Source organism: Methylibium petroleiphilum PM1 (genome assembly GCF_000015725.1).
Taxonomy (GTDB): domain Bacteria; phylum Pseudomonadota; class Gammaproteobacteria; order Burkholderiales; family Burkholderiaceae_C; genus Methylibium; species Methylibium petroleiphilum.
Window position 1 is genome coordinate 2,010,938 of sequence record NC_008825.1, and the last position, 26,554, is coordinate 2,037,491.

At 67.5% G+C, this 26,554-nt stretch carries 25 protein-coding genes and 1 tRNA gene; 7 read left to right on the forward strand and 19 right to left on the reverse strand.

Annotated features, from left to right (window positions below):
* Window positions 1-56: 56 nt before the first annotated feature.
* Both MPE_RS09455 and MPE_RS09460 read right to left on the reverse strand, forming a co-directional pair.
* A complete protein-coding gene (locus tag MPE_RS09455; RefSeq protein WP_011829473.1) occupies window positions 57-1,973 on the reverse strand; it encodes a bifunctional diguanylate cyclase/phosphodiesterase in 1,917 nt (638 codons plus the stop codon).
* 31 nt (window positions 1,974-2,004) lie between these two features.
* A complete protein-coding gene (locus MPE_RS09460) occupies window positions 2,005-2,844 on the reverse strand; it encodes a transglutaminase-like cysteine peptidase (protein ID WP_237706390.1) in 840 nt (279 codons plus the stop codon).
* 25 nt (window positions 2,845-2,869) lie between these two features.
* On the opposite strand from MPE_RS09460, the gene MPE_RS09465 reads away from it, so the two are divergent.
* Both MPE_RS09465 and MPE_RS09470 read left to right on the forward strand, forming a co-directional pair.
* A complete protein-coding gene (locus tag MPE_RS09465; protein ID WP_237706391.1) occupies window positions 2,870-4,459 on the forward strand; it encodes a TolC family outer membrane protein in 1,590 nt (529 codons plus the stop codon).
* Window positions 4,460-4,565: 106 nt separating this feature from the next.
* Window positions 4,566-4,642: transfer RNA gene (locus tag MPE_RS09470), tRNA-Pro, on the forward strand.
* Between the two features lie 110 nt (window positions 4,643-4,752).
* On the opposite strand, the gene MPE_RS09475 is transcribed toward MPE_RS09470, so the two are convergent.
* The 10 genes from MPE_RS09475 to MPE_RS24305 form a co-directional block, all read right to left on the reverse strand.
* Window positions 4,753-5,226: a MerR family transcriptional regulator gene (locus MPE_RS09475; RefSeq protein WP_011829476.1), complete on the reverse strand. Its 474-nt coding sequence runs from the start codon at window positions 5,224-5,226 to the stop codon at window positions 4,753-4,755.
* A 36-nt stretch (window positions 5,227-5,262) separates the two neighbouring features.
* Window positions 5,263-5,604, reverse strand: coding sequence for an integration host factor subunit alpha (locus MPE_RS09480; protein ID WP_011829477.1), 342 nt, complete (start codon window positions 5,602-5,604; stop codon window positions 5,263-5,265).
* A 27-nt stretch (window positions 5,605-5,631) separates the two neighbouring features.
* The gene (gene pheT, locus MPE_RS09485) at window positions 5,632-8,052 is read right to left on the reverse strand and encodes a phenylalanine--tRNA ligase subunit beta (protein ID WP_011829478.1); all 2,421 of its coding nucleotides are present in this window, start codon (window positions 8,050-8,052) and stop codon (window positions 5,632-5,634) included.
* A gap of 27 nt (window positions 8,053-8,079) precedes the next feature.
* Window positions 8,080-9,117 carry a phenylalanine--tRNA ligase subunit alpha gene (gene pheS / locus MPE_RS09490; RefSeq protein WP_011829479.1) on the reverse strand — a complete coding sequence of 346 codons (1,038 nt, stop codon included), beginning with the start codon at window positions 9,115-9,117 and terminating at the stop codon, window positions 8,080-8,082.
* A gap of 106 nt (window positions 9,118-9,223) precedes the next feature.
* Window positions 9,224-9,580, reverse strand: coding sequence for a 50S ribosomal protein L20 (gene rplT / locus MPE_RS09495; protein ID WP_011829480.1), 357 nt, complete (start codon window positions 9,578-9,580; stop codon window positions 9,224-9,226).
* 45 nt (window positions 9,581-9,625) lie between these two features.
* Window positions 9,626-9,829 (reverse strand): 50S ribosomal protein L35, encoded by a 204-nt coding sequence (gene rpmI, locus MPE_RS09500; RefSeq protein WP_011829481.1) that lies wholly within the window; start codon window positions 9,827-9,829, stop codon window positions 9,626-9,628.
* Window positions 9,830-9,939: 110 nt separating this feature from the next.
* Window positions 9,940-10,497 carry a translation initiation factor IF-3 gene (gene infC / locus MPE_RS09505; protein ID WP_081771180.1) on the reverse strand — a complete coding sequence of 186 codons (558 nt, stop codon included), beginning with the start codon at window positions 10,495-10,497 and terminating at the stop codon, window positions 9,940-9,942.
* Window positions 10,498-10,595: 98 nt separating this feature from the next.
* Window positions 10,596-12,503, reverse strand: a complete 1,908-nt coding sequence (gene thrS, locus MPE_RS09510; RefSeq protein ID WP_011829483.1) for a threonine--tRNA ligase — start codon at window positions 12,501-12,503, stop codon at window positions 10,596-10,598.
* Between the two features lie 194 nt (window positions 12,504-12,697).
* The gene (aceA, locus tag MPE_RS09515; RefSeq protein ID WP_011829484.1) at window positions 12,698-14,014 is read right to left on the reverse strand and encodes an isocitrate lyase; all 1,317 of its coding nucleotides are present in this window, start codon (window positions 14,012-14,014) and stop codon (window positions 12,698-12,700) included.
* A gap of 153 nt (window positions 14,015-14,167) precedes the next feature.
* Entirely contained in the window at window positions 14,168-14,314 is a 147-nt protein-coding gene (locus tag MPE_RS24305; RefSeq protein ID WP_155935775.1) for a hypothetical protein, read from the reverse strand.
* On the opposite strand from MPE_RS24305, the gene speB reads away from it, so the two are divergent.
* A complete protein-coding gene (speB, locus tag MPE_RS09520) occupies window positions 14,313-15,248 on the forward strand; it encodes an agmatinase (protein ID WP_148210920.1) in 936 nt (311 codons plus the stop codon). The genes MPE_RS24305 and speB overlap by 2 nt on opposite strands.
* On the opposite strand, the gene MPE_RS24310 is transcribed toward speB, so the two are convergent.
* The 7 genes from MPE_RS24310 to MPE_RS09555 all read right to left on the reverse strand — a co-directional run bounded on the left by MPE_RS24310 (window position 15,166) and on the right by MPE_RS09555 (window position 21,265).
* Window positions 15,166-16,227 (reverse strand): vWA domain-containing protein, encoded by a 1,062-nt coding sequence (locus tag MPE_RS24310; RefSeq protein ID WP_011829486.1) that lies wholly within the window; start codon window positions 16,225-16,227, stop codon window positions 15,166-15,168. The two genes, speB and MPE_RS24310, sit on opposite strands and share 83 nt — an antisense overlap.
* Window positions 16,224-16,763 (reverse strand): hypothetical protein, encoded by a 540-nt coding sequence (locus MPE_RS24315; protein WP_011829487.1) that lies wholly within the window; start codon window positions 16,761-16,763, stop codon window positions 16,224-16,226. The genes MPE_RS24310 and MPE_RS24315 overlap by 4 nt, the downstream gene beginning before the upstream one ends.
* A complete protein-coding gene (locus tag MPE_RS09535; RefSeq protein WP_036229385.1) occupies window positions 16,763-17,818 on the reverse strand; it encodes a vWA domain-containing protein in 1,056 nt (351 codons plus the stop codon). Before MPE_RS09535 ends, MPE_RS24315 begins: the two co-directional genes overlap by 1 nt.
* 7 nt (window positions 17,819-17,825) lie before the next feature.
* Window positions 17,826-18,731 (reverse strand): hypothetical protein, encoded by a 906-nt coding sequence (locus tag MPE_RS09540; protein ID WP_011829489.1) that lies wholly within the window; start codon window positions 18,729-18,731, stop codon window positions 17,826-17,828.
* A 62-nt stretch (window positions 18,732-18,793) separates the two neighbouring features.
* Window positions 18,794-19,648 (reverse strand): DUF58 domain-containing protein, encoded by an 855-nt coding sequence (locus tag MPE_RS23780; protein ID WP_011829490.1) that lies wholly within the window; start codon window positions 19,646-19,648, stop codon window positions 18,794-18,796.
* Window positions 19,645-20,667: an AAA family ATPase gene (locus tag MPE_RS09550; protein ID WP_011829491.1), complete on the reverse strand. Its 1,023-nt coding sequence runs from the start codon at window positions 20,665-20,667 to the stop codon at window positions 19,645-19,647. Before MPE_RS09550 ends, MPE_RS23780 begins: the two co-directional genes overlap by 4 nt.
* A gap of 106 nt (window positions 20,668-20,773) precedes the next feature.
* Window positions 20,774-21,265 (reverse strand): Lrp/AsnC family transcriptional regulator, encoded by a 492-nt coding sequence (locus MPE_RS09555; protein ID WP_011829492.1) that lies wholly within the window; start codon window positions 21,263-21,265, stop codon window positions 20,774-20,776.
* A 159-nt stretch (window positions 21,266-21,424) separates the two neighbouring features.
* Here MPE_RS09555 and aptA point away from each other — a divergent pair, with 159 nt between their 5' ends.
* The 4 genes from aptA to MPE_RS09575 all read left to right on the forward strand — a co-directional run bounded on the left by aptA (window position 21,425) and on the right by MPE_RS09575 (window position 26,540).
* Window positions 21,425-22,732 carry an omega-aminotransferase AptA gene (aptA, locus tag MPE_RS09560; protein WP_011829493.1) on the forward strand — a complete coding sequence of 436 codons (1,308 nt, stop codon included), beginning with the start codon at window positions 21,425-21,427 and terminating at the stop codon, window positions 22,730-22,732.
* Between the two features lie 71 nt (window positions 22,733-22,803).
* Entirely contained in the window at window positions 22,804-24,153 is a 1,350-nt protein-coding gene (locus MPE_RS09565; protein ID WP_011829494.1) for an NAD(P)/FAD-dependent oxidoreductase, read from the forward strand.
* Window positions 24,154-24,277: 124 nt separating this feature from the next.
* On the forward strand, window positions 24,278-25,081 hold the full coding sequence (locus MPE_RS09570; protein WP_011829495.1) for a gamma-glutamyl-gamma-aminobutyrate hydrolase family protein: 804 nt from the start codon (window positions 24,278-24,280) through the stop codon (window positions 25,079-25,081).
* A gap of 91 nt (window positions 25,082-25,172) precedes the next feature.
* Window positions 25,173-26,540, forward strand: a complete 1,368-nt coding sequence (locus MPE_RS09575) for a glutamine synthetase family protein (protein ID WP_036229350.1) — start codon at window positions 25,173-25,175, stop codon at window positions 26,538-26,540.
* Window positions 26,541-26,554: the final 14 nt, after the last annotated feature.

Sequence of the window (26,554 nt, forward strand, 5' to 3'; positions counted from 1 at the left end):
TCCGGGAGCGAGGCACGCCGCGCCCGCGGCGGCCGAAGCTCCGAGCAACCCGCCGCTCAACGCAGTGGCTGCGTGCTGACCCAGGGACCGGTGATCCCGTCGAGCCCGCAGGCCCACAAGGCCTGCGCGTCGGCAGCGTCCGCCACGCCCTCGGCCAGCACCCTGATCTCCAGGCCATGCAGCGTCCAAGCCAGGCCCCGCACGAAGTCCGCACGGGTGCTGTCCTGCGCAAGGCCGCTCGCCAAGGCGCCATCGAGCTTCACGTAGTCGAGTCCGGCTTCGTAGAGCCGGTCGATGCGCGCCAGGCGCTCGCCGGCGTGCTCGAGTCCGAGTTGCACACCGAGTGGCCGCAGTTGCTGCCCCAGGTCCCGCAACACCGGCAATTGCTCGACGGCTGCGCGTTCGCCCACCTCCAGCCACAGCACCCGAGCCGCCTGTGCATGGGCCGAGACCAGGCCGCGCAAGCTGGCGAGGAAGCCGCTGTCTGCCAGGGAATCGGCCGCGAGATTCACCCCGCGTGGCACTCCGTCGAGCGCGATCTGCTCCAGTGCCAGACGCACCGCCAGGAGATCGGTGCTGGCACTGAACTGACTGCGCAGGACCCAGGGCAACCAGCGTGCGGCAGGCTCGAACGCCCCGCCCTCGTGCAGGCGCAGCCGCAAGGGGCTCTCCAGGTGGAGCAGCCGCGCGTCGCGGCCGATCACCGGGAAGCTGCCCAACTGGGCGTCGCCGCGCTCCAGCGCCTGCCGGAGCAACAGCCTCCAGCCGCTTTCGCCCAGTGCGGTCTCGGCGTTCGTTTCGGACAGCCCGTCGACCGCCAAACCGAAGCCGTCCTGCGTCTCGGCCCGCACCAGCGCCGCGTCGGCAGCCTGCATCAGCGTAGCGACGCTGTCTCCGGCCCGCCACGACACGGCCCCGATGGCCACGCGCACCCCGGTCCAGGGCTTCAAGGCTGTCTTCACAGCGGTCTGCAGAACGGCGGCGACGTGGGCGGCGTCGGCATCGGCGGCTTGCACGGCGAAGTCGGCGCCGTTGAGGCGTCCCGTCATCGGGGCGGCGCCGCCCGCTGTTGCGCTCCGCAGGCTCAAGGCCAGAGTCTGCAGCAGGGCGTCGGTGGCCGCGTGGCCTGCATTGCGGTTGAGGCCCGCGAGGTCGTGCACTCGCGCCAGCAGCAAGACGCCGGCGCGTGGCGTGTCTTCGCGCACCAGCATTGAGCTCAGTTGAGCAAGGAAGTGGCTGCGGTTGGACAGCCCGGTGAGCGGATCCGTCTGCGCCTGCTGGCGCAGCGCCTCGAGCTGTGCGCCTTGCTCCCCGAACACGGCCTGCAACCGTTGCACCATGGCGTTCATCGCCCGGCTGAGCTGGCGCAGTTCTGGGACGCGTGGTTCGGGTACGGTAACGAAACGCCGTTCGACGATGGCGCGCGCCTGGTCGACCGTTGCCTGCAGCGGCGCGCGGATCCGCCGGAGCACCAGCGAACCGAGCGCACCTGCCAGCAGCCCGATCAGGACCAGCCAGCCGGCCGACCGCAGGCTGCTCTGCCAAAGATCGTCGAGCGCAAAACTCGACGCGCTCACCACCTCGAGGGTGCCCAGCGACCGCCAGCCGTCGGAGACCTGCGCGACACCGGGAAGCGACTGGATCGGCACCAGCCCCCTGAACCAGGTCGGCACCTCTGTCGGCTCGGCCGCGCCAAGGCGTTCGACGAGCATCTGCCCTTCCGGTCCCCTCAGGCTGATGCGCTCATAGAAGCCGGTGTCGAACTGTGCGCTGATGGCGAGTTCGGCCAGCGCGAGATCGCCGTTCTGCTGCGACAGCGTGAGTGCCAGCGCCTGGGCGTTGTCGCTGTTCTTCAGGCGCAGCTGCGTTTCGAGGTAACCGCGTGCCGAACCCACGGTGACCAGCGCGCTGCCCAGCACGCCGACCATGACGGTCGCGAGCAGCAGCAACCAGAGTTGTCGGATCAGCGACATTGCCCGCCCCTCGATGTGCACAGTGCCATGTTCATACGAAACCTTCCGCTCGGGCCTTGCCGAGCACCTCTCGCCAGCGCGACAGCCTCGCCGTCGGATCGCCGGCCTTCTGCGCACCCGTGCCCTGCCAAAGTCCCTCGGCGTTGAAGCTGAACACCGGACTCAGGTCGCGCCGCAACGAGGCGGGCCGGATCTCTGCGATCAGGTTGTCGAGGATCAGGGGTTCGGCAGCGGGCTGGGCGTAGTAGGCCAACACCATGTGGGCCCGCACATGGCCACCCAGATCGGCACGCACATAAACCATTCTCAGCTTGGCGGGCGGCAACCCCGCGGCGATCAGCGAAAAGTACTTGGCGATCGCGAAATCCTCGCAGTCGCCGGCCCCGCGCGCCAGCAGCTCCAGCGGACTGGCCCACTGGTCCACCTGACCCACGGTGTCGATGTCCTCGGCGAACACGATGTGCTCGTTGAACAGCCGGTTGAATGCCTGGAGACGAGCCTCCTCCGACATCGACTGCGAAGCCACGATCGTCGATTGCAACAGGCGGACGCCCCGCTCCGCCTCAGGCCCCTGACGCTGTGCAGCGGCGAGCATCCGGTCGCGATCCCAGGCCCGCGGAAGCACCCCCGGCACGAGCAGCGCCAGCACCAGCAGCCACAGCGTCAGCGCCCACGACCGTGAACAGACGACGCGGGGAAGCGCGGGGATTCGTGGAGCAGGAAGGGACGCGATCGCGCTCGGAGCCATCGGGGTGTCTTCGGCCTTTTTGCCGATGGACTTGAACCGCCTGTATCCGATCGTGCGCCCACGTCCCTGTCCACGAGGCCATGCGAGGCGCGGTGTTGCGAAATTCACGACGTTCGCCAGCATCTTGCGTCATCCGGTCGGCGGCCCCGTGGATCAGGGAACGAGGGCTCCGGGGGTGCATGAGAAACTCGGGATCCACTCAATACTGCTTCATGAAGCGCGAGTGCTCGCCTCGTTTCCAAACACTGGATCTTCTGCAATGACTGTTTCGCGCGCCCTGACTTTCTCCTTGCTGATCGCCACCTCGACCGCAGCTCTCTCCCAGACTGACGACCCGCTCAAGGCCGCTGCACAGAAAGCCATCCAGACCAATCCAGAAGTCACGGCCCGTTTCAACGCCTTTCGCGCCGCCAGCAACGAGGTCGATGTCGCACGCGGCGCCTACTATCCCCGGGTGGACCTGAACGCCGACGTCGGTCGCTCGCGCGACAGCATCGATACGCGGAACCCGAAAGACCAGAGCCTGTCGCGCACCGGCGTCGGAGTCAGCCTGACCCAGCTGCTGTGGGACGGCCAGTTGACCCAGTCTGAAGTCAGCCGCTTCGGCCACGCCCGCAGCAGCCGCTATTTCGAGTTCATCGAGGCCACCGAGCAGACTGCCCTGGAAGCCAGCCGTGCCTACTACGACGTGCTGCGTTTCCGCAGGCTCGTGCTGCTGGCAGAAGACAACTACGTGCAGCATAAGGTCTCGCACGACCAGATCCAGAACCGCTTCAAGGCCGGGGTCGGGCGCGGCGTCGATGTCGAGCAAGCGGCAGCGCGGCTGGCCCTGGCCGAAACGAACCTGTCCACCGAGACCGCCAACCTCCACGACGTGGTGGCGCGCTACCAGCGCGTGGTCGGTGAAGCGCCGCCTGCGCAGCTGACACTGGGCGCCGGACTGACCCAGGGCATGCCGGCCAGCGCCAGCGAGGTGCAGACACAGGCCACGCTGCGCAACGCGGGCATCTCGGCGGCCGTGGAAAACCTGCGGGCCCTGCGATCGCAATCCGAGGGGCAGCGCAGCGCCTTCCAGCCGCGCGTCGAGGCACGCGCCCGCGGCAGCGAGGGACACAATCTCAATGGCTTGCAGGACCAGCGACGCGAGGCCGCTGCGGAGGTGGTGCTGAGCTGGAATCTCTTCAATGGCGGCTCCGATCAGGCGCGCGTGCGCCAGTTCGCCGATCTCGTCACCCAGGCGGCCGACCTGCGCGACCGTACCTGCCGCGACGCTCGCCAGACCGCCTCGATCGCGTTCAACGACACGCTCAAGCTCGTCGAGCAGCTGCGTTATCTCGAGCGCAACGTCGTTGCGATCGAGCGGGCGCGCGATGCTTACCGCCAGCAGTTCGAGATCGGCCAGCGCAGCCTGCTCGACCTGCTGAATGCGGAGAACGAGGTCTACACCGCGCGGCGCGCCTATGCCAACGCGGAGCACGAACTGCGCATTGCCTACGTGCGCACGCACGCGGCGACCAACACCCTGACCGCCGCGCTCGGCCTGTCGCGGATCGACACCGGCGCCCTGCCGGACGACAACTGGAACGCCGGCGACGATGCCGCGGCACGCTGCCCGATCACGGCCGCTCCGCTGGCGACCACGTCCCGCGAGGAGCTCGACGCGCGCGCGAAGGCGCTGTCCGAGGCACGCCCCGGCGTCACGCCGACCCCGGCCACCAAGGCCCCGGTGGCACGCTGAGCGCAGCCCTCCCGACATAGTGAGTGATCGAAGCCAGCGCCGCCGGTCGCGCGGCGCGCTTCATGGCCTGGAGAGTACAGTCTCTGGGCTATACTGCGCGGCTTGTCGGGGCGTAGCGCAGCCTGGTAGCGCACTTGCATGGGGTGCAAGGGGTCGCGAGTTCGAATCCCGCCGTCCCGACCAAAGAAAAGACGAGGCCTAGCCGGTGATCACCACGGGCTAGGCCTTTTGTCTTTTCCCATGTGTCGCGGGTTCGAACCCGGGTGTCGCGTCGCGCACATCGAGCGATGGCGCTAGGGCAGCAGCAGTTGCCGGATCGACACGAGTTCGTCGCGCATCGTCGCCAGCGTCGGTGGAACGGCGTTGACTCGAACGCGCGCCACGGCGGCGGTCGGAGCAACTGCCGCTGCCTCCATGGCCTCGGCCTCCGGCAGTATTTCGTCGGCCGACGGCAGGCCTCCATCGTCCTGCGTCGGCACCTGGGCCGCCTCGGCCGCGAGGGCGGCACGCACACCCGCCTCAGAAAGACGGTTGCGCGCACCGCTGATGGTGAAACCCTGCTCGTACAGTAGTTCCCGGATCCGCCGGATCAGCAGGACCTCGTGGTGCTGGTAATAGCGACGGTTGCCACGCCGCTTCATGGGCTTGAGTTGCGAGAACTCCTGCTCCCAATACCGCAGCACATAGGGCTTGACGCCGCACAGCTCGCTGACTTCACCGATCGTGAAATACCGCTTGGCGGGGATCGGCGGCAGCGATTTTTCCATTGGAAATCAAAGGCCTGTGGCGTATGACCTCAGACTTTACTCGAACTCCTCCGCGCTCGGTATGTCACCTTGCACGACGCCCTTGAGTTTGTGGCTTGCGTGGAACGTCACCACATTGCGCGCCTTGATCGGGATCGCCTCCCCGGTGCGCGGGTTGCGCCCGGGCCGGGGGGCCTTGCGCCGGATCTGGAAGTTGCCGAAGCCGGAAAGCTTGACGTCCTGCCCCTCGACCAGTTGGCCGTGGATCAGTTCGAAGAAGGCCTCGACCATGTCTTTGGATTCACGCTTGTTCAGGCCCAGGCGCTCGAACAGCAGTTCGGCGAGTTCGGCCTTGGTCAGCGTCGGTGTCTCGAGGGTCGGGAGCAGCACTCGGTCCATGGTCGGATTCTTCCGTATCGGCGCCGGTCAGGCCCGCAGGCGGGCGCCCAGTTGCGCAGAAAGTGTGTCCAGCACGGAGCGGACTGCGGCGTCGATGCGCTCGTCGGTCAGCGTGCCATGCTCGTCCAACAGTTCAAGCCGTATGGCCAGGCTGCGCTCACCGGCAGCCACCTCGGCACTTGGGTTCTTGGGGCGGTAGACATCGAACAGGCGTGCGCTGCGCACGACGCCGCTGCTGGGTGCTACGGAGATCGATTGCATCAGTGCATCGTGAGCTACGTGATCGCCGACGATCAGGGCGATGTCCCGAACCGCCGCCTGCTGCTTCGGGATGGCTGTATAGATGGGCACACCGCCCTCCGACAGCGCCTGCGCATCAAGTTCGAACACGACCGGCGCTTGCGGCAACTCGTAGGCCTGGCGCCAGCGCGGGTGCAACTCGCCGATCCAGCCGACTGTCCGGCCGTCGCACTCGATGCGGGCGCTGCGCCCCGGATGCAGGGCTGGGTGCTCCGCCGCGACGAAGCGCGGTCGGCGTGGCACCAGCAGCGCTTCCACATCGCCCTTCACGTCGAAGAAGTCGACGCCGCGTTCGGTGGTGCCCCATTGCGGTTCATCGCAGCCCCCATAGGCCAGGCCTCCCAGTCGCAGCGGCTGGTCGACGCCGGCGACACCCGAATCGCTGTCGACGGCGGCGGGATCGCGCAGGAATACGCGGCCGATCTCGAACACGCGCACCCGCGCCGCCTTGCGCGCGAGGTTGAAGCGCAACACGTTGATCAGGCTGCCGATCAAGCTGGATCGCATCACGGCCAGCGGCGCAGCGATCGGATTGAGCAGCCGGATCGGGGCCTCGTTGCCGGCGAAGTCGCGCTCCCAGCGTGCCTCGACGAAGCTGAAATTCACGGTTTCCTGGTAATCCAGACCGGCCATCGCGTGCCGTAGCGTGTGCAACCCGCGGCGCGATTCCGACATCACGCGGGGCGTCACGGGGGCCAGCGGCGGTGTGTCGGGCAGCATCGAGTAGCCGAGGACACGGATGACCTCCTCGATCAGGTCTTCCTCGATCTGCAGATCGAAACGCCAGCTCGGCGGCGTGACGATGATGCGTCCATCCTCCTCGCGACACGCCAGACCCAGCCGCTGGAAGACGCCGACGCACTGGGACTGCGAGACCGGCATGCCGATCACGCGGCAGGCACGATCGACGCGCATCGCGACCGGCGTGCGCTCGGGCAGCGCGAGGATCTGGTCGTCCATCGGACCGGCTTCGCCACCGCAGACGTCGAGGATCAGCTGCGTGATGCGCTCGATGTGCTCGACCGTCTGCGCCGGATCGACGCCGCGCTCGAAGCGGTGCCCGGCGTCGGTGCTGAAGTTGTAGCGGCGTGAGCGTCCTGCGATCGACTGCGGCCACCAGAATGCGGCCTCGACGTACACGTTGCGGGTGTCGTCGGTCACCGCGGTGGCCTGGCCGCCCATGATCCCGGCCAGCGATTCGACTTGCCGATCGTCGGCGATCACCCCCACCGCTGCGTCGACCTCGATGGTGCTGCCGTTCAGCAGTTCCAAGGACTCACCGGACCGACCCCAGCGCACTTCGAGCCCCCCATGGATCTTGTCGAGATCGAAGATGTGCGAAGGACGGCCGAACTCGAACATCACATAGTTCGAGATGTCGACCAGTGCACTCACAGAGCGCTGGCCGCAGCGTGCGAGGCGCTCCACCATCCAGGGCGGTGTCGCCGCCCGCGGGTTCACGCCGTGGACGATGCGCCCCGAGAAGCGGCCGCACAATTCGGGCGCTGCGACGCGAACCGGCAGCTTTGCGCCGTGCGTCGGCAGCACCGGCGCAAAGGCCGGTTGCTTGAGCGGCACGCCCGTCAGCGCCGACACCTCGCGTGCGATGCCGTAGACGCTCAGGCAATGGGCCAGGTTGGGCGTGAGCTTCAACGTGAATAGCGTGTCGTCGAGCTGGAGATGGCTGCGGATGCTCGTACCGACCGGGGCATCGTCGGCCAGGATCAACAGGCCGCCATGGTCTTCCGACAGCTTGAGCTCGCGCGCTGAGCACAGCATGCCCTGGCTCTCCACGCCGCGCAGCTTGCCGAGCTTGATCTGGAACGGAGCACCGCCCGCCTCGGCCGGAGGCAGTTCCGCGCCCACCAGCGCGCAGGGAACCTTGATCCCGGCTCGCACGTTCGGCGCACCGCAGACGATCGACAGTGGCGTACCGGCGCCCACATCGACCCGGCAGATATGAAGCCGGTCGGCGTTGGGGTGCTTCTCGATAGCGAGCACCTCAGCCACGACCACCTTGTCAAACGGCGGCGCCACAGGGCGCAGTTCCTCGACCTCGAGGCCGGCCATGGTCAACGTCTCGGCCAGCGCGGGGGTCGATAGCGGCGGATTGCAGAACTCGCGCAACCAGGATTCAGGAAATTGCATGACGCCTGTGTCGTTGGGGAAGTCGGATCACTTGAACTGCGACAGGAAGCGCAGGTCACCGTCGAAGAACAGCCGAAGGTCGCTGACGCCATAGCGCAGCATCGCCAGCCGGTCGATGCCCGAGCCGAAGGCGAAGCCGATGTAGCGCTCTGGGTCCAGGCCCATGTTGCGGATCACCTGCGGGTGCACCTGTCCGGACCCCGACACCTCGAGCCAGCGGCCCTTCAGCGGACCGCTGCCGAACATCATGTCGATCTCGGCGCTCGGTTCGGTGAACGGAAAGTAGCTGGGCCGGAAGCGGATCTGCAGGTCACTGGTCTCGAAGAAGGCTCGGATGAAGCTCACGTAGACCGACTTCAGGTCCTTGAAGCTGATGTTCTGCCCCACCCACAGCCCCTCGACCTGGTGGAACATCGGCGAGTGCGTCGCATCGCTGTCGACGCGGTAGGTGCGCCCCGGAGCGATGACGCGGATCTCCGGCATCGGCAGCCCGGCATCGAGCGCGGCGCGGTGCGCTTTCACGTGCCGTACCGCGTGGCGGATCTGCATCGGGCTGGTGTGGGTGCGGAGCACCTGGCCGCCCTCGACATAGAAGGTGTCGTGCATCGAGCGCGCCGGATGGTCGGCTGGCGTGTTCAGTGCAGTGAAATTGAACCAGTCGGTTTCGATCTCCGGGCCGTCGGCCACCTCGAAGCCCATCGAGCCGAAGATCGCCTCGATGCGCTCCATCGCGCGAGTGATCGGATGCAGGCCGCCGCTGCCGCGGCGCCGGCCCGGCAGAGTCACATCGAGCGACTCGGCGCGCAGCTGCTGCGCCAGTTCGGCATCGGCCATGGCCTGGCGGCGCGCCGTCAACGCCGCTTCGACCTGCTGCTTGGCCGCGTTGATCTCGGCGCCGCGCGCCTTCTTCTCGTCGACCGGCAGGCTCGCCAGCTGCTTCATTCGCGCCGTGAGTTCACCGCTCTTGCCGAGGAACGCAGCCTTCGCATCCTCGAGCTCGGCCGGGGTACGGGCCTTCTCGAAGGCCTGAGCCGCCTGTTGCACCAGTTGACTGAAGGCTTCCATCAGATCTCTGTCTTGCGGATGAAGAGGTGACGCTGAAAAAGCGAGGGGCCGACGCTTGCGCCTCGGCCCCTGCAGTGCACATCGGGCCTGCAAGGCCCGACGTCGATCAGGCGAGCTGGGCCTTCACCTTCTCGACGATGCTGCCGAAAGCGGCCGGATCGTTGACGGCCAGTTCCGCGAGCATCTTGCGGTCGATGTCGATCGCGGCCTTCTTGATGCCGGCGATGAAGCGGCTGTAGGTGATGCCGTGGCTGCGCGAAGCCGCGTTGATGCGGGCGATCCATAGGCGACGGAAGACGCGCTTGCGGTTGCGGCGGTCACGATAGGCGTATTGGCCCGCCTTCATCACCGCCTGTTTGGCGATGCGATAGACGTTCTTGCGACGGCCGCGGAAGCCCTTGGCGAGCTCCAGGACCTTCTTGTGACGAGCGCGTGCGGTGACACCACGTTTGACGCGAGGCATGTTTCTACTCCTTCAAGAATTGATCTGAGACCTGGACGTCGCGACTCAAAGGCCTGCGAACGGCAGCATCTGGGCCATATGGCCCATGTTGGTCTCGTGCACCGTCGCCGTACCCCGCAGGTGGCGCTTGTTCTTGGTGCTCTTCTTGGTGAGGATGTGGCGCTTGAACGCCTGACCTCGCTTGACGGTGCCGCCCGGGCGGACACGGAAACGCTTGGCAGCGCTCTTCTTGGTCTTCATCTTGGGCATGACTGCTCCTTCTAGTTTGTTCCCGCAGGCGCCGCGAACCACTCGCGGACTTGGGGCCTGTCGGTCACTTGTGCCTTCGTTGCGGCGACCAGACCGCAACGACGGTGAACTCACTTCTTTCGCTTCGGCCCGAGCACCATGATCATCTGGCGCCCTTCGAGCTTGGGCATGTTCTCCACCACCGAGACATCGGCGAGTTCGTCGCGGATGCGCTCGAGCAGCCGCATGCCGATGTCCTGGTGCGTGATCTCGCGGCCGCGGTACCGCAGGGTCACCTTGCCCTTGTCGCCTTCTTCGAGGAAGCGACGCAGGTTGCGCATCTTGATCGCGTAATCGCCTTCGTCGGTACCGGGCCGGAACTTCACTTCCTTGATGTCGATGACGTGCTGCTTGGCCTTGGCTTCCGCGGCCTTCTTCTGCTCCGCGTACTTGAACTTGCCGTAGTCCATCAGCCGGCAGACCGGAGGGTCTGCCGTGGCTGAGATCTCCACCAGATCGACGTCCGCCTCACCCGCCAGGCGCAAGGCCTCCTGGATGCTGACGATGCCAAGCGGCTCGTTCTCGGGCCCGTTCAGGCGCACTTCCGGCGCCATGATTTCCCGGTTCAGCCGGTGCTTGCGTTCGTCGTTACGGGTGCGACGGTCAAAGAAATTAGCGATGGTCAGAATCCTTTCGAGCCCTTTGCGTTCCTGCGCTCAGGCTCCACATCGAACACACACGCGCCTGGACAACCAAGGCGTGGGGCGGGAAACGAACTCCTCCCGCATCACACCTTGTGGGCGATGTCGCTAGCCATCCTCTGGGAAAAGGCATCTAGAGGCATCACGCCGAGGTCTTGGTTACCCCGGGCGCGCACCGCAACGGCCCCCGCAGCCTTTTCCTTGTCGCCAACGACAAGGATGTACGGAAGCTTTTGCATGGAATGCTCTCGGATTTTATACGTGATTTTCTCGTTGCGCAAATCGACGCCGGCTCTAACTCCTTGTTTTTGCAGCGTTTTCGCAATCTCTGCGGCGTAGTCGGCCTGCCCGTCGGTGATGTTGAGCACCATCACCTGCACCGGGGCGAGCCACGCCGGTAGCGCGCCGGCATGCTGTTCGATGAGGATGCCGATGAAGCGCTCGAGGCTGCCGACGATCGCCCGGTGCAGCATCACCGGGAACAAGCGCTCTCCGCTTTCGGCCACGTAGACCGCATCCAGGCGCTCCGGCAGCGAGAAATCGACCTGCATCGTGCCGCACTGCCACTGGCGACCCAGGGCGTCCTTCAGCGTGTACTCGATCTTCGGGCCGTAGAACGCGCCATCACCCGGCGACACGACGAATTCGCAGCCCGACGCCCGCAGGCTCTCCATCAGCGCGTGCTCGGCCTTGTCCCAGACCGCATCGGAGCCGATCCGCTTCTCGGGCCGGGTGGCGACCTTGTAGATGATGTCGTTGAAGCCGAAGTCCTTGTAGACCTTCTGCAGCAAGGCCGTGTAGGCCACGCACTCCGGCAGGATGTGCTCCTCGGTGCAGAAGATGTGTCCGTCGTCCTGCGTGAAGCCGCGCACCCGCATGATGCCGTGCAGGCCGCCGGTGGGTTCGTTGCGGTGGCACTGCCCGAACTCGCCATAACGCAGCGGCAGGTCGCGATAGCTCTTGATGCCCTGCTTGTAGATGAGGATGTGGCCCGGGCAGTTCATCGGCTTGAGCGCGTAATCACGCTTCTCCGACTCCGTGACGAACATGTTCTCCCTGTACTTGTCCCAGTGTCCGGTCTTCTCCCACAGACCCTGGTCGAGAATCTGCGGCCCCTTGACCTCGAGATAGCCGTTGTCGCGGTAGACCGCGCGCATGTACTGCTCGACCTGCTGCCAAACCGTCCAGCCCTTCGGGTGCCAGAACACGAGGCCCGGCGCGTGCTCGTCGAGGTGGAACAGGTCGAGTTCGCGGCCGAGCTTGCGGTGATCGCGCTTCTCGGCCTCCTCCAGCATGTGCAGATACTGCTGCAGTTCGTCCTTGCTGGCCCAGGCCGTGCCGTAGATGCGCTGCAGCATCTCGTTGCGGTGGTCGCCGCGCCAGTAGGCGCCGGCCACCTTCATCAGCTTGAAGTGCCTGAGCTTGCCCGTGCTCGGCACGTGCGGGCCGCGGCACAGGTCCTCGAACCGCCCTTCACGGTACAGCGACACATCCTGGCCGGCCGGAATGCCGGCGATGATCTCGGCCTTGTAGTCCTCGCCGATCGACTTGAAGTACGCCACGGCCTCGTCGCGCGGCAGCACGCGGCGCTCGACCTTCTCGTCCTTCTTCGCCAGTTCCGTCATCTTGGCCTCGATGGCCGCCAGATCCTCCGGCGTGAACGGGCGCTTGTACGAGAAGTCGTAGTAGAAGCCGTTCTCGATGACCGGTCCGATCGTCACCTGCGCTTCGGGGAACAGTTCCTTCACTGCGTACGCCAGCAGGTGGGCCGTCGAGTGGCGGATCAGGTCGAGGCCGTCGGCATCCTTGTCGGTGACGATGGCGAGCCGTGCATCGCCCTCGATGCGATGGCCCGTGTCGACCAGCTTGCCGTCGACACGGCCGCCCAGCGCCGCCTTCGCGAGCCCGGTGCCGATCGATGCCGCGACCTCGGCCACGGTGACCGGGCCGGGGAACTCGCGTTGCGAGCCGTCGGGAAGCGTGATCACGATCATGAAAGAGCCTCTGAAATGAAAAAAGCGCGGTGGAGACCGCGCTTCGAGACGAAAAGAACAGACGTGCTCAGACTGCGGTCGGACAACCCTGGTGCATGGTGGTCGACGTTCGCGGTGTCATAACCCGGCGTGCCTTTCTCGTCCTTGTTCGTGGATGCGAGCGCGCATTGTAGGCGCCGCCCGCTGATCCCCGATCAGTGGAACTGCTCTTCCTCGGTCGAGCCGGTCAGCGCCTTGACGCTGGACGAGCCGCCCTGAATCACCGTGGTGACGTCGTCGAAGTAGCCGGCGCCGACTTCCTGCTGGTGCGACACGAAGGTGTAGCCCTGCTCGCGCGCCTTGAACTCGGGCTCCTGCACCATCTCGACGTAGTGCTTCATGCCCTCGCCCTTCGCATAGGCCTGGGCGAACTGGAAGGTGTTGTACCAGTTGATGTGGATGCCTGCGAGGGTGATGAACTGGTACTTGTAGCCCAGCTCCGAGAGCTTCTCCTGGAACACGGCGATCGTCTTGTCGTCCAGGTTCTTCTTCCAGTTGAACGACGGCGAGCAGTTGTAGCTCAGCAGCTTGCCCGGGTGCTTGGCATGCACGGCCTGCGCGAACTCACGGGCGAATCCCAGGTCCGGCGTGCCGGTCTCGCACCACACGAGGTCAGCGTAGGCGGCGTAGGCAACACCGCGGCTGATGGCCTGCTCCAGGCCGTTCTTCACGCGGTAGAAGCCTTCCTGGGTGCGTTCGCCGGTCAGGAATGGCTTGTCGTTGGCGTCGTGGTCGCTGGTGATCAGGTTGGCGGCCTCGGCATCGGTCCGGGCCAGCACGATGGTCGACACGCCCATCACGTCGGCGGCGAAGCGCGCGGCGATCAGCTTCTCGCAGGCTTCCTGGGTCGGCACCAGCACCTTGCCACCCATGTGGCCGCACTTCTTCACTGCGGCGAGCTGGTCCTCGAAGTGCACGCCGGCGGCGCCCGCGGCGATCATGTTCTTCATCAGTTCGAAGGCGTTCAGCACGCCGCCGAAGCCGGCTTCCGCATCGGCCACGATCGGCAGGAAGTAATCGATGAAGTCCTTGTCGCCGGGGCCCGTGCCGCGCGACCACTGGATCTCGTCGGCGCGCTTGAAGGTATTGTTGATGCGGCGGACCATGGTCGGCACCGAGTCGTAGGCGTACAGCGACTGGTCGGGATACATGGTCTCGGAGGTGTTGCCGTCGGCGGCAACCTGCCAGCCTGACAGATACACGGCCTCGACGCCGGCCTTGGCCTGCTGCATCGCCTGACCGGCGGTGATCGCGCCGAAGGCATTGACGTAGCCCTTCTTCGACGCGCCGTTGCACTGTGCCCACAGCTTTTCGGCGCCGCGCTTGGCGATCGTGTACTCGGGCTGCAGGCTGCCGCGCAGGCGAACCACGTCGGCAGCGCTGTAGCCGCGCTTCAGGCCTTTCCAGCGCGGGTTCTCCGCCCAATCTTTCTCGAGGGCGGCGATCTGTTGTTCACGGGTCGGTTGGCTCATGTCGGGCTCCGGAAGTGGTGAATGAGGTGGTGGGGAAACGCTACCTCAGCGTAAGGCCAAACGCCGCGCCGAAGAAGACTTCTATCTTATATAAGACTTCTATGTAAATCCAATAAAAACAATGACTTGAGAACAATATTTCCGCATGTGAAATCAGTTCTTTCGCCATGAAAAAATCTGCGGCACTGCAGCATCGTAGCTTTTTGCATTGCAGCACAACCATTTCTCATCGTGGAAATTCGAGGCGGGGGCGCGCTTCGCTCGCCGCGCCGGGCCGCGAGCGACGATGATGGCGGCCATGACTTCCTTCGCCTTCCTCTCCGGCAGCAGCTTCCTGAAGCTTCCATCACAAGCCGATCGGCCCTATGCCATCGCCGGCCTCGCGTGGGATGGCGCGGTCACCAACCGACCGGGCGCTCGCTTCGGTCCGCGCGCCATCCGCGAAGCAAGCCACATGCTGTGCGACGGCATCCATCCGCACTTCAACATCGACCCCGCGCCCTACCTGACCGACCTCGGTGACCTGCCGCTGCCCAACACCAGCCTCGAAGCCATGCGCGTGGCCATGGCGCCGAGCGTGAACGCGATGATCCGCGCCCACCACATGGCCTGGATCGGCGGCGATCACTCGGTCACGCTGCCACTTCTGCGGGCCTACAAGTCCTGGCTCGGCCGACCGCTGGCGGTGATCCATTTCGATGCCCACTGCGACACCTGGGAAGACCACTTCGGCGAGCCCAGCGGCCATGGAACGTGGGTCTACGAGGCCCTCCAGGAGGGCCTGGTGCTGCCCGAATGCTTCACCCAGATCGGCATCCGCTCGGCGGGCGCACGCGAGGCACGCGACTATGTGCGGACCCGGGGCGGACAGATCTTCGACGCGCGGCAACTGCGTGGCCTCGAGAGCCCGGCGCAGCTGGCGCCCGTGACCACCGCGATTCGGAAGCGGCTCGCCGCCCACGGCAACCCGCCGCTCTACCTCAGCCTCGACATCGATTGCCTCGACCCGGCGTTCGCACCAGGCACCGGCACACCCGAACCCGGCGGCATGACGACGAACCAGGTGCTGTCGCTGCTGGAGGAACTGGCTGATCTCGATTTCGTCGGCATGGATTGCGTGGAGGTCGCTCCACCCTACGACCACGCCGAACTCACGAGCTACGCTGCGGCAAGTTTCGTGTGGACCTACCTGTGCGGTCAGCTGGCGCGCCGCGGCGCCACACGGCCGGCCTGAGTCCGTCGGGGCGCCGCCTCGGCAGGTAGACCGCCAGCAGCGCCAGCAGGCCGAGCACACCGAACGGCCAACGCAGATCCACGCGCGACGCGACCGGATGCGCCAGTTGCTCGCTGGTCAGCGCCGCATACAGCGCCTGGGGCGTGGTGAGTCGCTGGTAGGCCAGGCCCGTTTCGCTGGCCAGCAGTTGCAGATAGGGCTCGCGCAGCGACGACAAGTGCTCGCTGCCGGGCGTGGAACCCAGCATCACGCCCGTGCGTTCGCTGCCGTCCTCGACCATCTGTTCGCCCGCCACGCTGCCGCCCCGCCCGTAGCTGCGCGGGTCGAGCTGCATGACTTCGTTGGCCTCCCAGTAGCCGTAGGCGCGGCCCTCGAGGTCGTGCTTCGGGATGCGTGCCGGCAACAGGCCGCCCACGCCCACCACCAAGCCCGGCGCGACGCGCACCGCGCCGTCGTCGCTGGGCCGGTACTGCGGGTTGACCGGCGGGGCCTCCTGCCCGTCAGTCACGAACACCAGGGCCGGTCTCGACGGCAACGCCTTGGCGATCTTCAGCCCGCTGTACAGGCCCTTGGCCACCTCGCTGTTGCCGGTCCAGGCCATGCGGCCGTCGATGTTCGACAGCACGGCCAGCAACTCCCGCTGGTTCTCGCACACCTCCACCGGATCCATCAGAAGGAAGGAGCGGTATTCGGTGAACAGGCCCCAGCCGATGCGGCTTCCGCACGGCAGCTTGCGCAGCGCTTCGCCGATCACGAGCTTGGCCTGCGCCAGACGCGTGACCGAACGGCCTTCGTGCTGTTGGTCGGCGACCTCCATGCTCTGGGTCACGTCGAGCACGATCACCATGTCGCTCTGGGGCCGTGCCCAGGTGAGGTACGGCGACGCGAAGGTGATGGTCAGCGCCAGCGCGGCGAGCGCCAGGCAGGCGCGCGCGGTCCCACCCTGCAGCAGCAGCGCCCGCAGGCCGGGGCCCTTCACGGCAGCCCCCGCGACACGCCACGCATCGTCGTGGCGGCGCGCTCGGCGTTCTCCGGCGGCCCGCCGGCATCCGGGTCCGCGTCGTCGGGGTCGGGTTGCAGCCGCTGGGCGCGCTCGAGGTTGTATCGGGCCTCCCAGTGCTCCGGGTCCTGCCGCAGCACCTCGCGGTAGCTCGCCTTCGCAAGCTCGATCAACGGCAGCGCCTGGCCCGGCAGGGCCGAGCCACGCAACACCAGCGCCTGCAGCAGCAGCTGGTTCGCGGCGTTGTAGCGGGCGGCACGCCCGAGCGCGCTGTCGTCCTGCAGCACGCGGTAGGCATCGATCGCCGCCTCGTGCTCGCCACGTCGGGCCAGCTCGGTGGCATGCGCGAAGCGCAGCTCGGCGCGCGCCGTCGGGTCGGGCCGCTCGGCGATGCCGGCACGGATCATCGCGTTGTCGCGCTGCTTGTCCTGCCAGCGCCAGCCGTCGATGACGGCTGCCAACGCGAGGAGCGCCAGGGCCCCCCAGGCCAGCCTCAACCGGGTCCGCGGCGTCATCAGCGCCATGATCGCCCCTCGGCCCAGCGGCTGGCGAACAGCAGCAGCACCGCCGCCAGCGCCAGCGCGTAGGCATGCGCCGACAGGTCGCGGCGCGGCACCAGATCCTGGTAGGTGATGGGCAGATTCTCCAGCCGGCCCACGTCTGCGATCGCGCGCTTCAGCGCCTCGGGGTTCTCGGCCTCGTAGGCGCGGTAGGGCACGCCGGCCGACTGGAAGAAGCGATCGAGGAAGATCTCCGGTACGGTGTCCGCGGCGCCGGGCGCATCGCCCGCGTTCGCGTGCAGCCCCGGACTGCGCGCCGAGCGGATGTAGATCCAGTACAGCGACACGCGTTGCGCCTGCAACCGGTCGACGATGAGCTGACGCACACCCGGTTCGATGTGGTCGCCGCCGTCCGAGACCAGCAGCACGATGCGCGAGCCGGTGTAGGGCCGGTCATCGAAGAAGCGCAGGCCCTCGAGCAGGGCCGCGGCGATGTCGGTCTCGCCCAGGCCGCGCCCGATCTCGCCGGCGGCGATGGCCGCCTGCACAACATCGGTCTTCTGGGTGAAGTCGAGTACCCGGATCGGCAAGGTGCTGAACACCGCCATCGCGAAGCGGTCCTGCTGCCGGCTGGCTGCGAACTCGCCCAGCAACTGGCGCGCCGCCTGCCCCTTGCTGACGCGCACGCTCTGGTCCTGCTGGTTGTAGGCATACCAGGCGGCCGAGCCCGGGGTCGGGCCATTGACCGACGCCGAGCTGCTGACGAAGCGCTCGTCCATGCTGCGGCTGCGATCGAGCAGCAACGCGATCTCGGCGCCCTGCCCCACCCGCTCGACCGCGTACTCGGCGCGGTACATCCCGGCCAGCGCCACCACGATGCTCGCAATGGCGAAGGCTCCCAGCACGCGCAGCAGCCACTTGAGCAGCACCGAAGGGCGGTCCGCCGGCAGCAGCGCGAGCCATGAATGGCGCTGGGTCGCGCGGCCGTCGCGCCACAGCGGCAGCAGTGCCAGCGGCAGCAGGCAGAGCCAGGCCGGGTGCGCCCAGCCGATCGAGTCGAGCGGGTTCATCGCCATCTCACGCCCGTCCCCGCTCGATGTCGAAGCAGCGCCGGCAGAAGTCACGCAACCACAGGCGATCGGCCTCGAGCGGCGCCTGCCCGCCGAAGAAGAAGCGCTCCGAGCGCTCGAAGAACTGCAGCATCTCGCCACGCACCGCCGCGTAGGCCGGCTGCTCGGCCACGAAGCGATCGACCGCGCCGGCATGGAGCACGCGGCGGGCCGTGGCATCGAGCGCCGCATGCAGGGTGCGCCACGCGTCCAGCCATTCATCGGTCGGTGCGGTCACCAGCACGCCCTGGAGCTGTCGGCGCGCCCGCGCGAACGGCCGCTGCCGACGTCGCCACCACGGCCAGCCCAGATAGACCATCGCCAGATGGGCCAGCGGCAGCAGCGCCAACGCGGCATACAGGCCCAGGCGTCGCCGCTCCGGCAGGGTGTCGACCCGCAGCGCCGGCGTATCGGGGCGCAGGGTGCCCAGGCCGGCCCGCAACGGCGCCTCGACCGGGGCCAGCGGTGCGAGGCCGACCGGCGCGAAATCGATGCGCAGCTCTTCGCCACGCGGCTGGCCGTCGAAGCGCAGCGTGAACGACGGCAGGTCCAGCACCACCGGTTCGCTGGGCGCGCGGAACACCTGGTAATCGAACCCCAGGGTGTAGCGCCGGCCCCGCAGCGTGGGCCGCCAATCCTGCGTGACCCGCCGCAGCTCGAAGGAGTGCCCGATCCGCCCAGGCGTCGGGATCGACGCCTCGTCCAGCGTCAGGCGGCCCGGCACGTCGAGCACGATGGTTCGCGTGAGCACGTCGCCCACCCGATGACCGTAGGCCCGTGGATCGTTGACCTGCGCGACGATCGGCTCGGTGTCCTCGGCATCGGCCGCAGCGAGGCCGCTCGCCGACAGCAGGCCGCAGGCGACGGCGAGCATGGCCGCCCGTGCAGCGTCACCGGGCCGGGACGTGCCGCGCGGAAGGCGCCGGATTGCCACGCTCAGCCCTGCACGAAATGGGCGCTCACCGCATCGGCCCGGTAGCCGTCGTCGAGGACGAGCGGATCGAGGCGATGCCGGTGGAACAGCGCCTGCAACGCGGCGCGCCGCCCGGCCTGGACGGCGCGCCAGCGCTCGCGCAGCGCCGGCCGCACCCAGACCAGCGTCTGCTCGCCGCTTTCGGGGTCGGCCAGCTGGATCAGGCCGTTGCGGGGCGGGTCGAACTCCTGCCGATCCCACACCATCACCGGCACCACCTCGTGATGGGCCAGCCCCCCCAGCACGGTCTCGAGATCGGCGATCGGCAGGTGGAAATCGGACACCAGGAAGACCAGCGCGCGCCGGTGCGGCAGCGCACGCGCCGCCTCAGCCAGACCGATCGCCGAGCCCTGCGGATCGAGCCGGCGCAGGCGTTGCGCCAGCAGGCCGCCGAGGCCGCGCCGGCGCGTCGGCGGCAGCAGCCAGTCGCGCCGCAACCGCTCGTCGCAACCGATGAAGCCGAAGGAGTCGCCGGCGCGCCACGCCGACTCGGCCGCTGCCTGCGTGAAGTCGGCCAGCACGTCGAGCTTGCGGCGCACGCCGCGGTAGCCCATCGAGGCAGACAGGTCCGCGATCACGACGACCGCCACCGCCTTGCGTTCGCTGAACACGCGCACCTGCCATTGACCGAAGGCGTCGCGCAGGCTGGCGTGCACGTCGATGCGCCGCGTGTCGGGCGCTTGCGTGAGCGGCACGTGGCCGCGGAACTCGAGGCCGGCCTCGCCGCGCCGGCTGCGGTGCGCACCCGGCACGTGGCCGGCGGCGCCGTGCCGCACACGGTAGTGGAACTCGCGCACTGCAGGGGCCGCCGGCTTCACGGCGCGGCCACCTTCGAGACGATGCCCTCCATGAGGGCCGCAATGATCTCGGTGCGCCGCAATTCGTAGACCGGCTGCAGGCAAAGGCGGTGGGCGATGGTCTCGTAGAACACCGAGCGCAGGTCCTCCGGCGTGGCGTAGCTGCGGCCGTCCAGCCAGGCTGCAGTACGCGCGGCCCGCAGCATCAGACTCATGCCGCGCGGGCTGGCGCCCGCGAGCATCAGGTCGGCGGTGTCGGCCTCATCCAGTGCCACGCCGTAGTCGGCCGGCGCGGCGGTGGCGCGCCACAGGTGCAGCGCATAGTCGCGCAGCGCCTCGGACGCCTGCACGCCGCGCTGCACCGCCGCCGCCACGGCCGGCAACTCGCGGTAGGGCAGCATGCCGGCCGGCAACTCGTCGATCAGCGCATCGGTGTCGTGGAAGCGCGGGTCGAACATCAGCGCGCGGCGATCCTCGTCGCTGGCCGGCGCGTCGATGGTGATCTCCATCATGAAGCGGTCGCGCGCCGCGGAGGAGATCTCGAAGGTCTCCTCGCGTTCGACACGGTTGCGGTCGGCGAACACCAGCAGGTGTGGGAACCGGAACTCGCGGTTGAACGCCGTCAGGCTGCGTTCGGCCATCACGCGCAGCAGCAGCGCATGCACCTGGGGGCGTGCACGGTTGATCTCGTTGAAGAAGAAGATGGCCAGCTCGTCGCCGTGCTGCGTCAACGGTCCCGGGTCGACCTGCGGTCGCCCCTCGCTGCTGATGTGTGTGTGGTAGACGAGGTCGTTGGGCATCAGGTCGATCGTGCCCTCGGTGCGCCCGAAAGCGCCACCGATCAGGTGCGCCACGCTGCGCAGCAGCGTCGTCTTGCCGACTCCCACGTCGCCCTGCAACAGCACGTGTCCGCGGGCGAACACCGCCATCGTGATCAACCGCAGGGCGCGCTGCTGCCCGATCACTGCGCGCGCCGCCAGCGACTCCAGCTGCAGCGCCCGCTCGCGCCAGTCGCTCAGCTGCGCGTCATTCAACTCCATGGGGCTCCTTCGCGGGTCTGGACGGACCCGATGAAAACGAGCATGTCAAAGCCATGAGACGAACACAAGCTGCGGGCTTCCCCGTGGTGCTCCGCAAAGGAGCAAATCAGACCTGCAGAGCTGTCGTCTTCTTGACCGTGCGCAGCACGAGCATCGAATTCGACCGCAGCACGCCCGGCAGGCGCATCAGCACCTGGGTGTGGAAGCGCTCCAGGTCGTCCGCATCCTTGTAGGTGAAGCGGATCAGGTAGTCGTTGGTGCCGGCGACGTAGAAGCAGTCGAGGATGCTCGGCACGTCGAGCACGGCCCGCTCGAAGGCCTCGATCGCCACCGTGGTCAGCCGCTCCAGGTTGACGATCGTGTAGCTGGTGCCCGGCTGGCCGACGGCGCGCGGGTTGATCAGTGCCACGTAGCCGGCGATCACCCCGCCGTCCTCGAGCTGCTTGACCCGTCGCAGGCAGGCTGAGGGCGACAGATGGACGCGCTGCGCGAGGTCCTGGTTCGAGACCCGGCCGTCGGTCTGGAGCTCGCGCAGGATGCTCCGGTCGACGGCATCGAGCTGCGCATCCGATTGCTTGCGATCCTGCTTGTTTGCCATCGTATTTCAGGATTTATTGATTTATTCGAATTTTATGCGAATCACGCGGGTTCATCCCGGCCGTTTGCGCAAGCACATTGCGTCACGCGACGACTAGACTGAAGTCCAGTGACACACCGCCGCGGCAGCATGCGTCGCGCGCTTGCAAGGACCGGTTCCATGACCACAGACCTCGACGCCTACTGGATGCCCTTCACCGCCAACCGGCAGTTCAAGAAGGCGCCGCGGCTGTTGTCCAAGGCCTCGGGCATGCATTTCTGGACGCCCGAGGGCCGCGAGGTGCTGGACGGCATCGCCGGGCTGTGGTGCGTCAACGCGGGCCACGCCCGCCCGAAGATCGTCGAGGCCATCCGTGCCCAGGCGCTGGAGCTCGACTTCGCTCCGCCCTTCAACATGGCTCACCCCAAGGCCTTCGAGCTGGCGGAGCGTCTGGTCCAGCTGACGCCGGCCGGGCTGAACAAGGTCTTCTACACGAACTCGGGCTCGGAGTCGGTCGAGACCGCGCTGAAGATGGCGATCGCCTACCACCGCGCCCGCGGGGAAGGCTCGCGCACCCGGCTGATCGGTCGCGAGCGCGGCTACCACGGCGTCAACTTCGGCGGCATTTCGGTAGGCGGCATGGTCGCCAATCGCAAGATGTTCGGATCGATGCTGACCGGCGTCGATCACATCCGCCACACACACGATCCGGCGCGCAACGCCTTCTCGATCGGCCAGCCGCAGCACGGCGCCGAACTGGCCGACGACCTGGAGCGTCTGGTGGCGCTGCACGACGCCAGCACGATCGCCGCAGTGATCGTCGAGCCGGTCGCCGGTTCCACCGGCGTGCTGCTGCCGCCGCAGGGCTACCTGGAGCGCTTGCGCGCGATCTGCGACAAGCACGGCATCCTGCTGATCTTCGACGAGGTGATCACCGGGTTCGGTCGCACCGGCGCGCCGTTCGCGGCACAGCGTTTCGGCGTTACGCCCGATCTGATGACGGTCGCCAAGGGTCTGACCAACGGCTGCGTGCCGATGGGTGCGGTGTTCGCGAAGCAGCACATCCACGATGTGTTCATGAACGGCCCGGAGCACCTGATCGAGTTCTTCCACGGCTACACCTACTCCGGCCACCCACTGGCCTGCGCCGCGGCGCTCGGCACGCTCGACACCTATGCCGAGGAAGGCCTGCTGACGCGCGCGTCGGAAATGGAGGCTTATTTCGCCGACGCGCTGCACAGCCTGAAGGGCCTGCCGCACGTGATCGACATCCGCAACATCGGGCTGGTCGGCGGCATTGAGCTGGCACCGATCGACGGCTCACCGGGCAAGCGCGCGTTCGACATCTTCCTCGAGTGCTGGGAACGCGGCGTGCTGATCCGCACCACCGGCGACACCGTGGCGCTGTCGCCGCCGCTGATCATCTCGAAGACGCACGTCGACCAGATCGTCGGCACGCTGGCCGACGCGCTGAAACGTGCGGGCTGAGCCCGCCCCGGCAGCCCCTTCTTCCCCTCGCGCAACCCCTTTCTCCGAGAGCACTGCCTAGCGCCTACCGTATGAGCCTCCTTCGCGCCGATCAGGACCTCACGCGAGACTCGTATTACGCCGCCACCGCGCCGCGTGAGGCGGATCTGCCGCCGTTGCAGGAGGACCTGACAGCCGATGTCGCGGTGGTCGGCGGTGGCCTGGCCGGCCTGTCGGCCGCCATCGAACTGGCCGATCGCGGCTTCAACGTGGTGCTGCTCGAGGCGCGGCAGATCGGCTGGGGGGCTTCCGGCCGCAACGGCGGCCAGGCGATCCATGGGCTGGCCTGCGACCAGTCGGAGATCGAGGCGCAACTCGGGCTCGCCGAGGCGCAGCGCATCTGGAACATGTCGATCGAGGCGCTCGACCTGATCCGCGCGCGCTGCCGCCGCTTTGCCATCGACTGCGACTGGCAGGACGGCTACCTGGGCCTGGCCGTCAATGCTCGCAAGGCGCGCGAACTGCAGACCTGGCACGAGCGCATGGCCAGCGTCTACGGCTACCCAATGCAGTGGATCGCTCCCGACGAACTGCCCCGCTGGATCGCCAGCCCGCGTTTCCACAGCGGCCTGCACGATGCGCGCTCCGGTCACCTGCACCCATTGAAGTACAGCCTGGGGTTGGCCCGCGCGGCGCGTTCACTCGGGGTGCGCCTGTTCGAGCACTCCGCGGTCACCGCGCTCGAACAGGCCGCGGCCCCCGGCACCTCCAGCACCGTGCGCACCGCGTACGGCAGCGTGCGGGCACGGCAGGTGCTGCTGGCTGGCAATGTCTACCTGCAGGAGCTCGCGCCGCAGATCGCACCGTCGCTCAACGCCCGCATCATGCCGGTCGGCACCTACATCGTGTGTTCCGAGCCGCTCGATCAGGCTCGCTGCGACGCCCTGATCCCGTCGCGCTCGGCGGTGTGCGACACCAACTTCGTGCTTGACTACTTCCGGCCGACCGCCGACGCCCGCCTGCTGTACGGCGGCCGCGTGAGCTACAGCACGGTGACTCCGGCGAACCTCGCGGCAGGCATGCAGCAGCGCATGGTCGCCACCTTCCCCCAACTCGCCGGCACGCGCATCGACCACGCCTGGGGCGGCTTCGTCGACATCTCGATGAATCGAGCACCCGATTTCGGGCGCCTGCCCGCACGCGGTGCGGGCGGCGGCGCGGCCACCGCGTCGAACATCTATTACCTGCAAGGCTTCTCCGGTCACGGGCTGGCGCTCACCGGGCTGGCCGGCCAACTGGTGGCCGAGGCGATGGCCGGCGACGCCTCGCGCTTCGACACCTTCGCACGCCTGAAACACCACGCCTTTCCCGGCGGCCGTCTGCTGCGCACGCCCGCGCTGGTGCTCGGCATGGCGTACTACCGACTGAAGGACGCCCTGTGATGCCCTTCCGCCCCCTCCTCCGTCCTGGCGAGACAGTCTGCTGCAGCCGTGGCATGCTGCTTGCACACCATGGCTGCATCCGGCATGCCTCGCACCCCGACTGTGCTCCTGTGCGACTCGCCTCATGAACCGCCCTGACCTCCCTCGCGCTCCGGCCCGCGCTGTCGTGCTGGTGCCGGCCTGCAACCGCATCATCGGCCTGCACCCCTTCCACGTGGCCGGGCAGAAGTACATCGACGCGGTTCGCCTGGCCGGCTGCCTGCCGCTGGTGGTGCCATCGGCCCAGGCGCACGAGATCGATGAGTTGCTCGACCTCGCCGACGGCGTGTTCCTGACCGGCTCGCCAAGCAACGTGCACCCGCGCCACTTCGACGAGGTGGTGCACGACCCCAGCCTGCCGCTCGACCCGGTGCGCGACGACTGGACGCTGCCGCTGATCCCGCGTGCGCTCGAGCGCGGCATCCCGCTGTTCGCCATCTGCCGCGGCTTCCAGGAAACCAACGTGGCCCTGGGTGGCACGCTGCACCAGGCGGTGCAGGAGCGGCCGGGACTGATGGACCATCGCTCTGACGACGCCCAGGCGGTGGACGTGCAGTACGGCCCGGCTCACGCCGTGAGCGTGGTCCCCGGCGGCCTGCTCGACACCCTGCTCGGCGGCGCCGACTTCAAGGTCAACAGCCTGCACGGCCAGGGCGTGAACCGCCTGGCCCCGGGGCTGCGCGCAGAGGCTACAGCCCCGGACGGCATCATCGAGGCTTTCAGCCTGCCTTCGGCGCCGGCCTTCAACCTCGGGGTGCAGTGGCACCCCGAATGGCAGGCGCGCGACAACCCGGTGTCGATGAAGCTGCTGCGCGCCTTCGGTGACGCCTGCCGCAGCTTCCGTGAACTCAACCGTGAATCCGTCCGCGAGCGTCCTCGCGTGCCCTAGATCCCTGCCAGGCTCCGCAACGACCGCGGAGCTCGATGCGACGGCGCGCCGCTCCCCTCCCAAAGCGCGCAGCGAATGAAACAGGTGACTTATGGTGGTCCGCGACAACTTCACATTCAGCGAACTCGAACAGTGGCTCAACGAACGCCGCGTGACGGAGATCGAGTGCCTCGTGCCCGATCTCACCGGCGTGGCACGCGGCAAGATCCTGCCGCGCGAGAAGTTCACCGAAGACCGCGGCATGCGGCTGCCCGAGGCGGTGGTCGCGATGGGCGTGACCGGCGAATTCCCGGAGGAAGGGCCGTACTACGACGTCATCAGCCCGACCGACCAGGACATGCACCTGCGTCCCGACCCGACCACGGTGCGTATCGTGCCCTGGGCGACCGACCCCACCGCGCAGGTGATCCACGACTGCTTCGACCGCAACGGCAAGCTGGTGCCGTTCGCGCCGCGTTCGGTGCTGCGCCGGGTCTGCGAGCTGTTCGAGTCCGAGGGCTGGAATCCGGTGGTCGCGCCCGAACTGGAGTTCTACCTGGTGGCGCGCAACACCGATCCCGACGTGCCGCTGAAGGCCCCGGTCGGCCGCAGCGGCCGCTCCGAGACCTCGCGCCAGGCCTACTCGATCGATGCGGTCAACGAGTTCGATCCGCTGTTCGAGGACGTGTACGACTACTGCGAGAAGATGGAGCTCAACGTCGACACGCTGATCCACGAAGTGGGTGCCGGCCAGATGGAGATCAACTTCTTCCACGCCCACCCGCTGGGTCTGGCCGACGAGGTGTTCTTCTTCAAGCGTACGGTGCGCGAGGCGGCGATGCGCCACAACATGTTCGCCACCTTCATGGCCAAGCCGATCGCCGGCGAGCCGGGCAGCGCGATGCACATCCACCAGAGCATCGTCAGCAAGGCCACCGGCCGCAACATCTTCAGCAATGCCGACGGCACGCCGAGCCAGGAGTTCTACTGGTACATCGGCGGCCTGCAGAAGTACGTGCCGGCGGCGATGGCGCTGTTCGCCCCCTACGTGAACAGCTACCGCCGCCTGGTGCGCTCGAACGCCGCACCGATCAACATCCAGTGGGGCACCGACAACCGCACCGTCGGCATCCGCTCGCCGGTCGCCACCGCGGCCGCCCGACGCATCGAGAACCGCGTCATCGGCGCCGACGCCAACCCCTACGCTGCGCTGGCCGCCACGCTGGCCTGCGGTTACCTGGGCATCAAGAACCGCATCGAGCCCACGCCGGAATGCAAGGGCGACGCCTACCTGGGCGACTTCCAGCTGCCGCGCAGCCTGGGCGAGGCGCTCGAGCTGCTGCGTGCCGAGAAGGATCTGGCCGAGGTGCTGGGCGAGTCCTTCGTCACCGTCTACACCGAGGTCAAGGAGATCGAATACGCCGAGTTCATGAAGGTGATCTCACCGTGGGAGCGTGAACACCTCCTCCTGCACGTCTGACCGAGCGGAGCGAA

Coding starts and splice junctions, on each gene's coding strand:
- MPE_RS09455 (WP_011829473.1), bottom strand. CDS start 1,973: ATGTCGCTGATCCGACAACTCTGGTTGCTGCTGCTCGCGACCGTCATG.
- MPE_RS09460 (WP_237706390.1), bottom strand. CDS start 2,844: ATGCTGGCGAACGTCGTGAATTTCGCAACACCGCGCCTCGCATGGCCT.
- MPE_RS09475 (WP_011829476.1), bottom strand. CDS start 5,226: ATGGAAAAATCGCTGCCGCCGATCCCCGCCAAGCGGTATTTCACGATC.
- MPE_RS09480 (WP_011829477.1), bottom strand. CDS start 5,604: ATGGACCGAGTGCTGCTCCCGACCCTCGAGACACCGACGCTGACCAAG.
- pheT (WP_011829478.1), bottom strand. CDS start 8,052: ATGCAATTTCCTGAATCCTGGTTGCGCGAGTTCTGCAATCCGCCGCTA.
- pheS (WP_011829479.1), bottom strand. CDS start 9,117: ATGGAAGCCTTCAGTCAACTGGTGCAACAGGCGGCTCAGGCCTTCGAG.
- rplT (WP_011829480.1), bottom strand. CDS start 9,580: ATGCCTCGCGTCAAACGTGGTGTCACCGCACGCGCTCGTCACAAGAAG.
- rpmI (WP_011829481.1), bottom strand. CDS start 9,829: ATGCCCAAGATGAAGACCAAGAAGAGCGCTGCCAAGCGTTTCCGTGTC.
- thrS (WP_011829483.1), bottom strand. CDS start 12,503: ATGATCGTGATCACGCTTCCCGACGGCTCGCAACGCGAGTTCCCCGGC.
- aceA (WP_011829484.1), bottom strand. CDS start 14,014: ATGAGCCAACCGACCCGTGAACAACAGATCGCCGCCCTCGAGAAAGAT.
- speB (WP_148210920.1), top strand. CDS start 14,313: ATGACTTCCTTCGCCTTCCTCTCCGGCAGCAGCTTCCTGAAGCTTCCA.
- MPE_RS24305 (WP_155935775.1), bottom strand. CDS start 14,314: ATGGCCGCCATCATCGTCGCTCGCGGCCCGGCGCGGCGAGCGAAGCGC.
- MPE_RS24315 (WP_011829487.1), bottom strand. CDS start 16,763: ATGACGCCGCGGACCCGGTTGAGGCTGGCCTGGGGGGCCCTGGCGCTC.
- MPE_RS09535 (WP_036229385.1), bottom strand. CDS start 17,818: ATGAACCCGCTCGACTCGATCGGCTGGGCGCACCCGGCCTGGCTCTGC.
- MPE_RS09540 (WP_011829489.1), bottom strand. CDS start 18,731: ATGCTCGCCGTCGCCTGCGGCCTGCTGTCGGCGAGCGGCCTCGCTGCG.
- MPE_RS09550 (WP_011829491.1), bottom strand. CDS start 20,667: ATGGAGTTGAATGACGCGCAGCTGAGCGACTGGCGCGAGCGGGCGCTG.
- MPE_RS09555 (WP_011829492.1), bottom strand. CDS start 21,265: ATGGCAAACAAGCAGGATCGCAAGCAATCGGATGCGCAGCTCGATGCC.
- aptA (WP_011829493.1), top strand. CDS start 21,425: ATGACCACAGACCTCGACGCCTACTGGATGCCCTTCACCGCCAACCGG.
- MPE_RS09565 (WP_011829494.1), top strand. CDS start 22,804: ATGAGCCTCCTTCGCGCCGATCAGGACCTCACGCGAGACTCGTATTAC.
- MPE_RS09570 (WP_011829495.1), top strand. CDS start 24,278: ATGAACCGCCCTGACCTCCCTCGCGCTCCGGCCCGCGCTGTCGTGCTG.
- MPE_RS09575 (WP_036229350.1), top strand. CDS start 25,173: ATGGTGGTCCGCGACAACTTCACATTCAGCGAACTCGAACAGTGGCTC.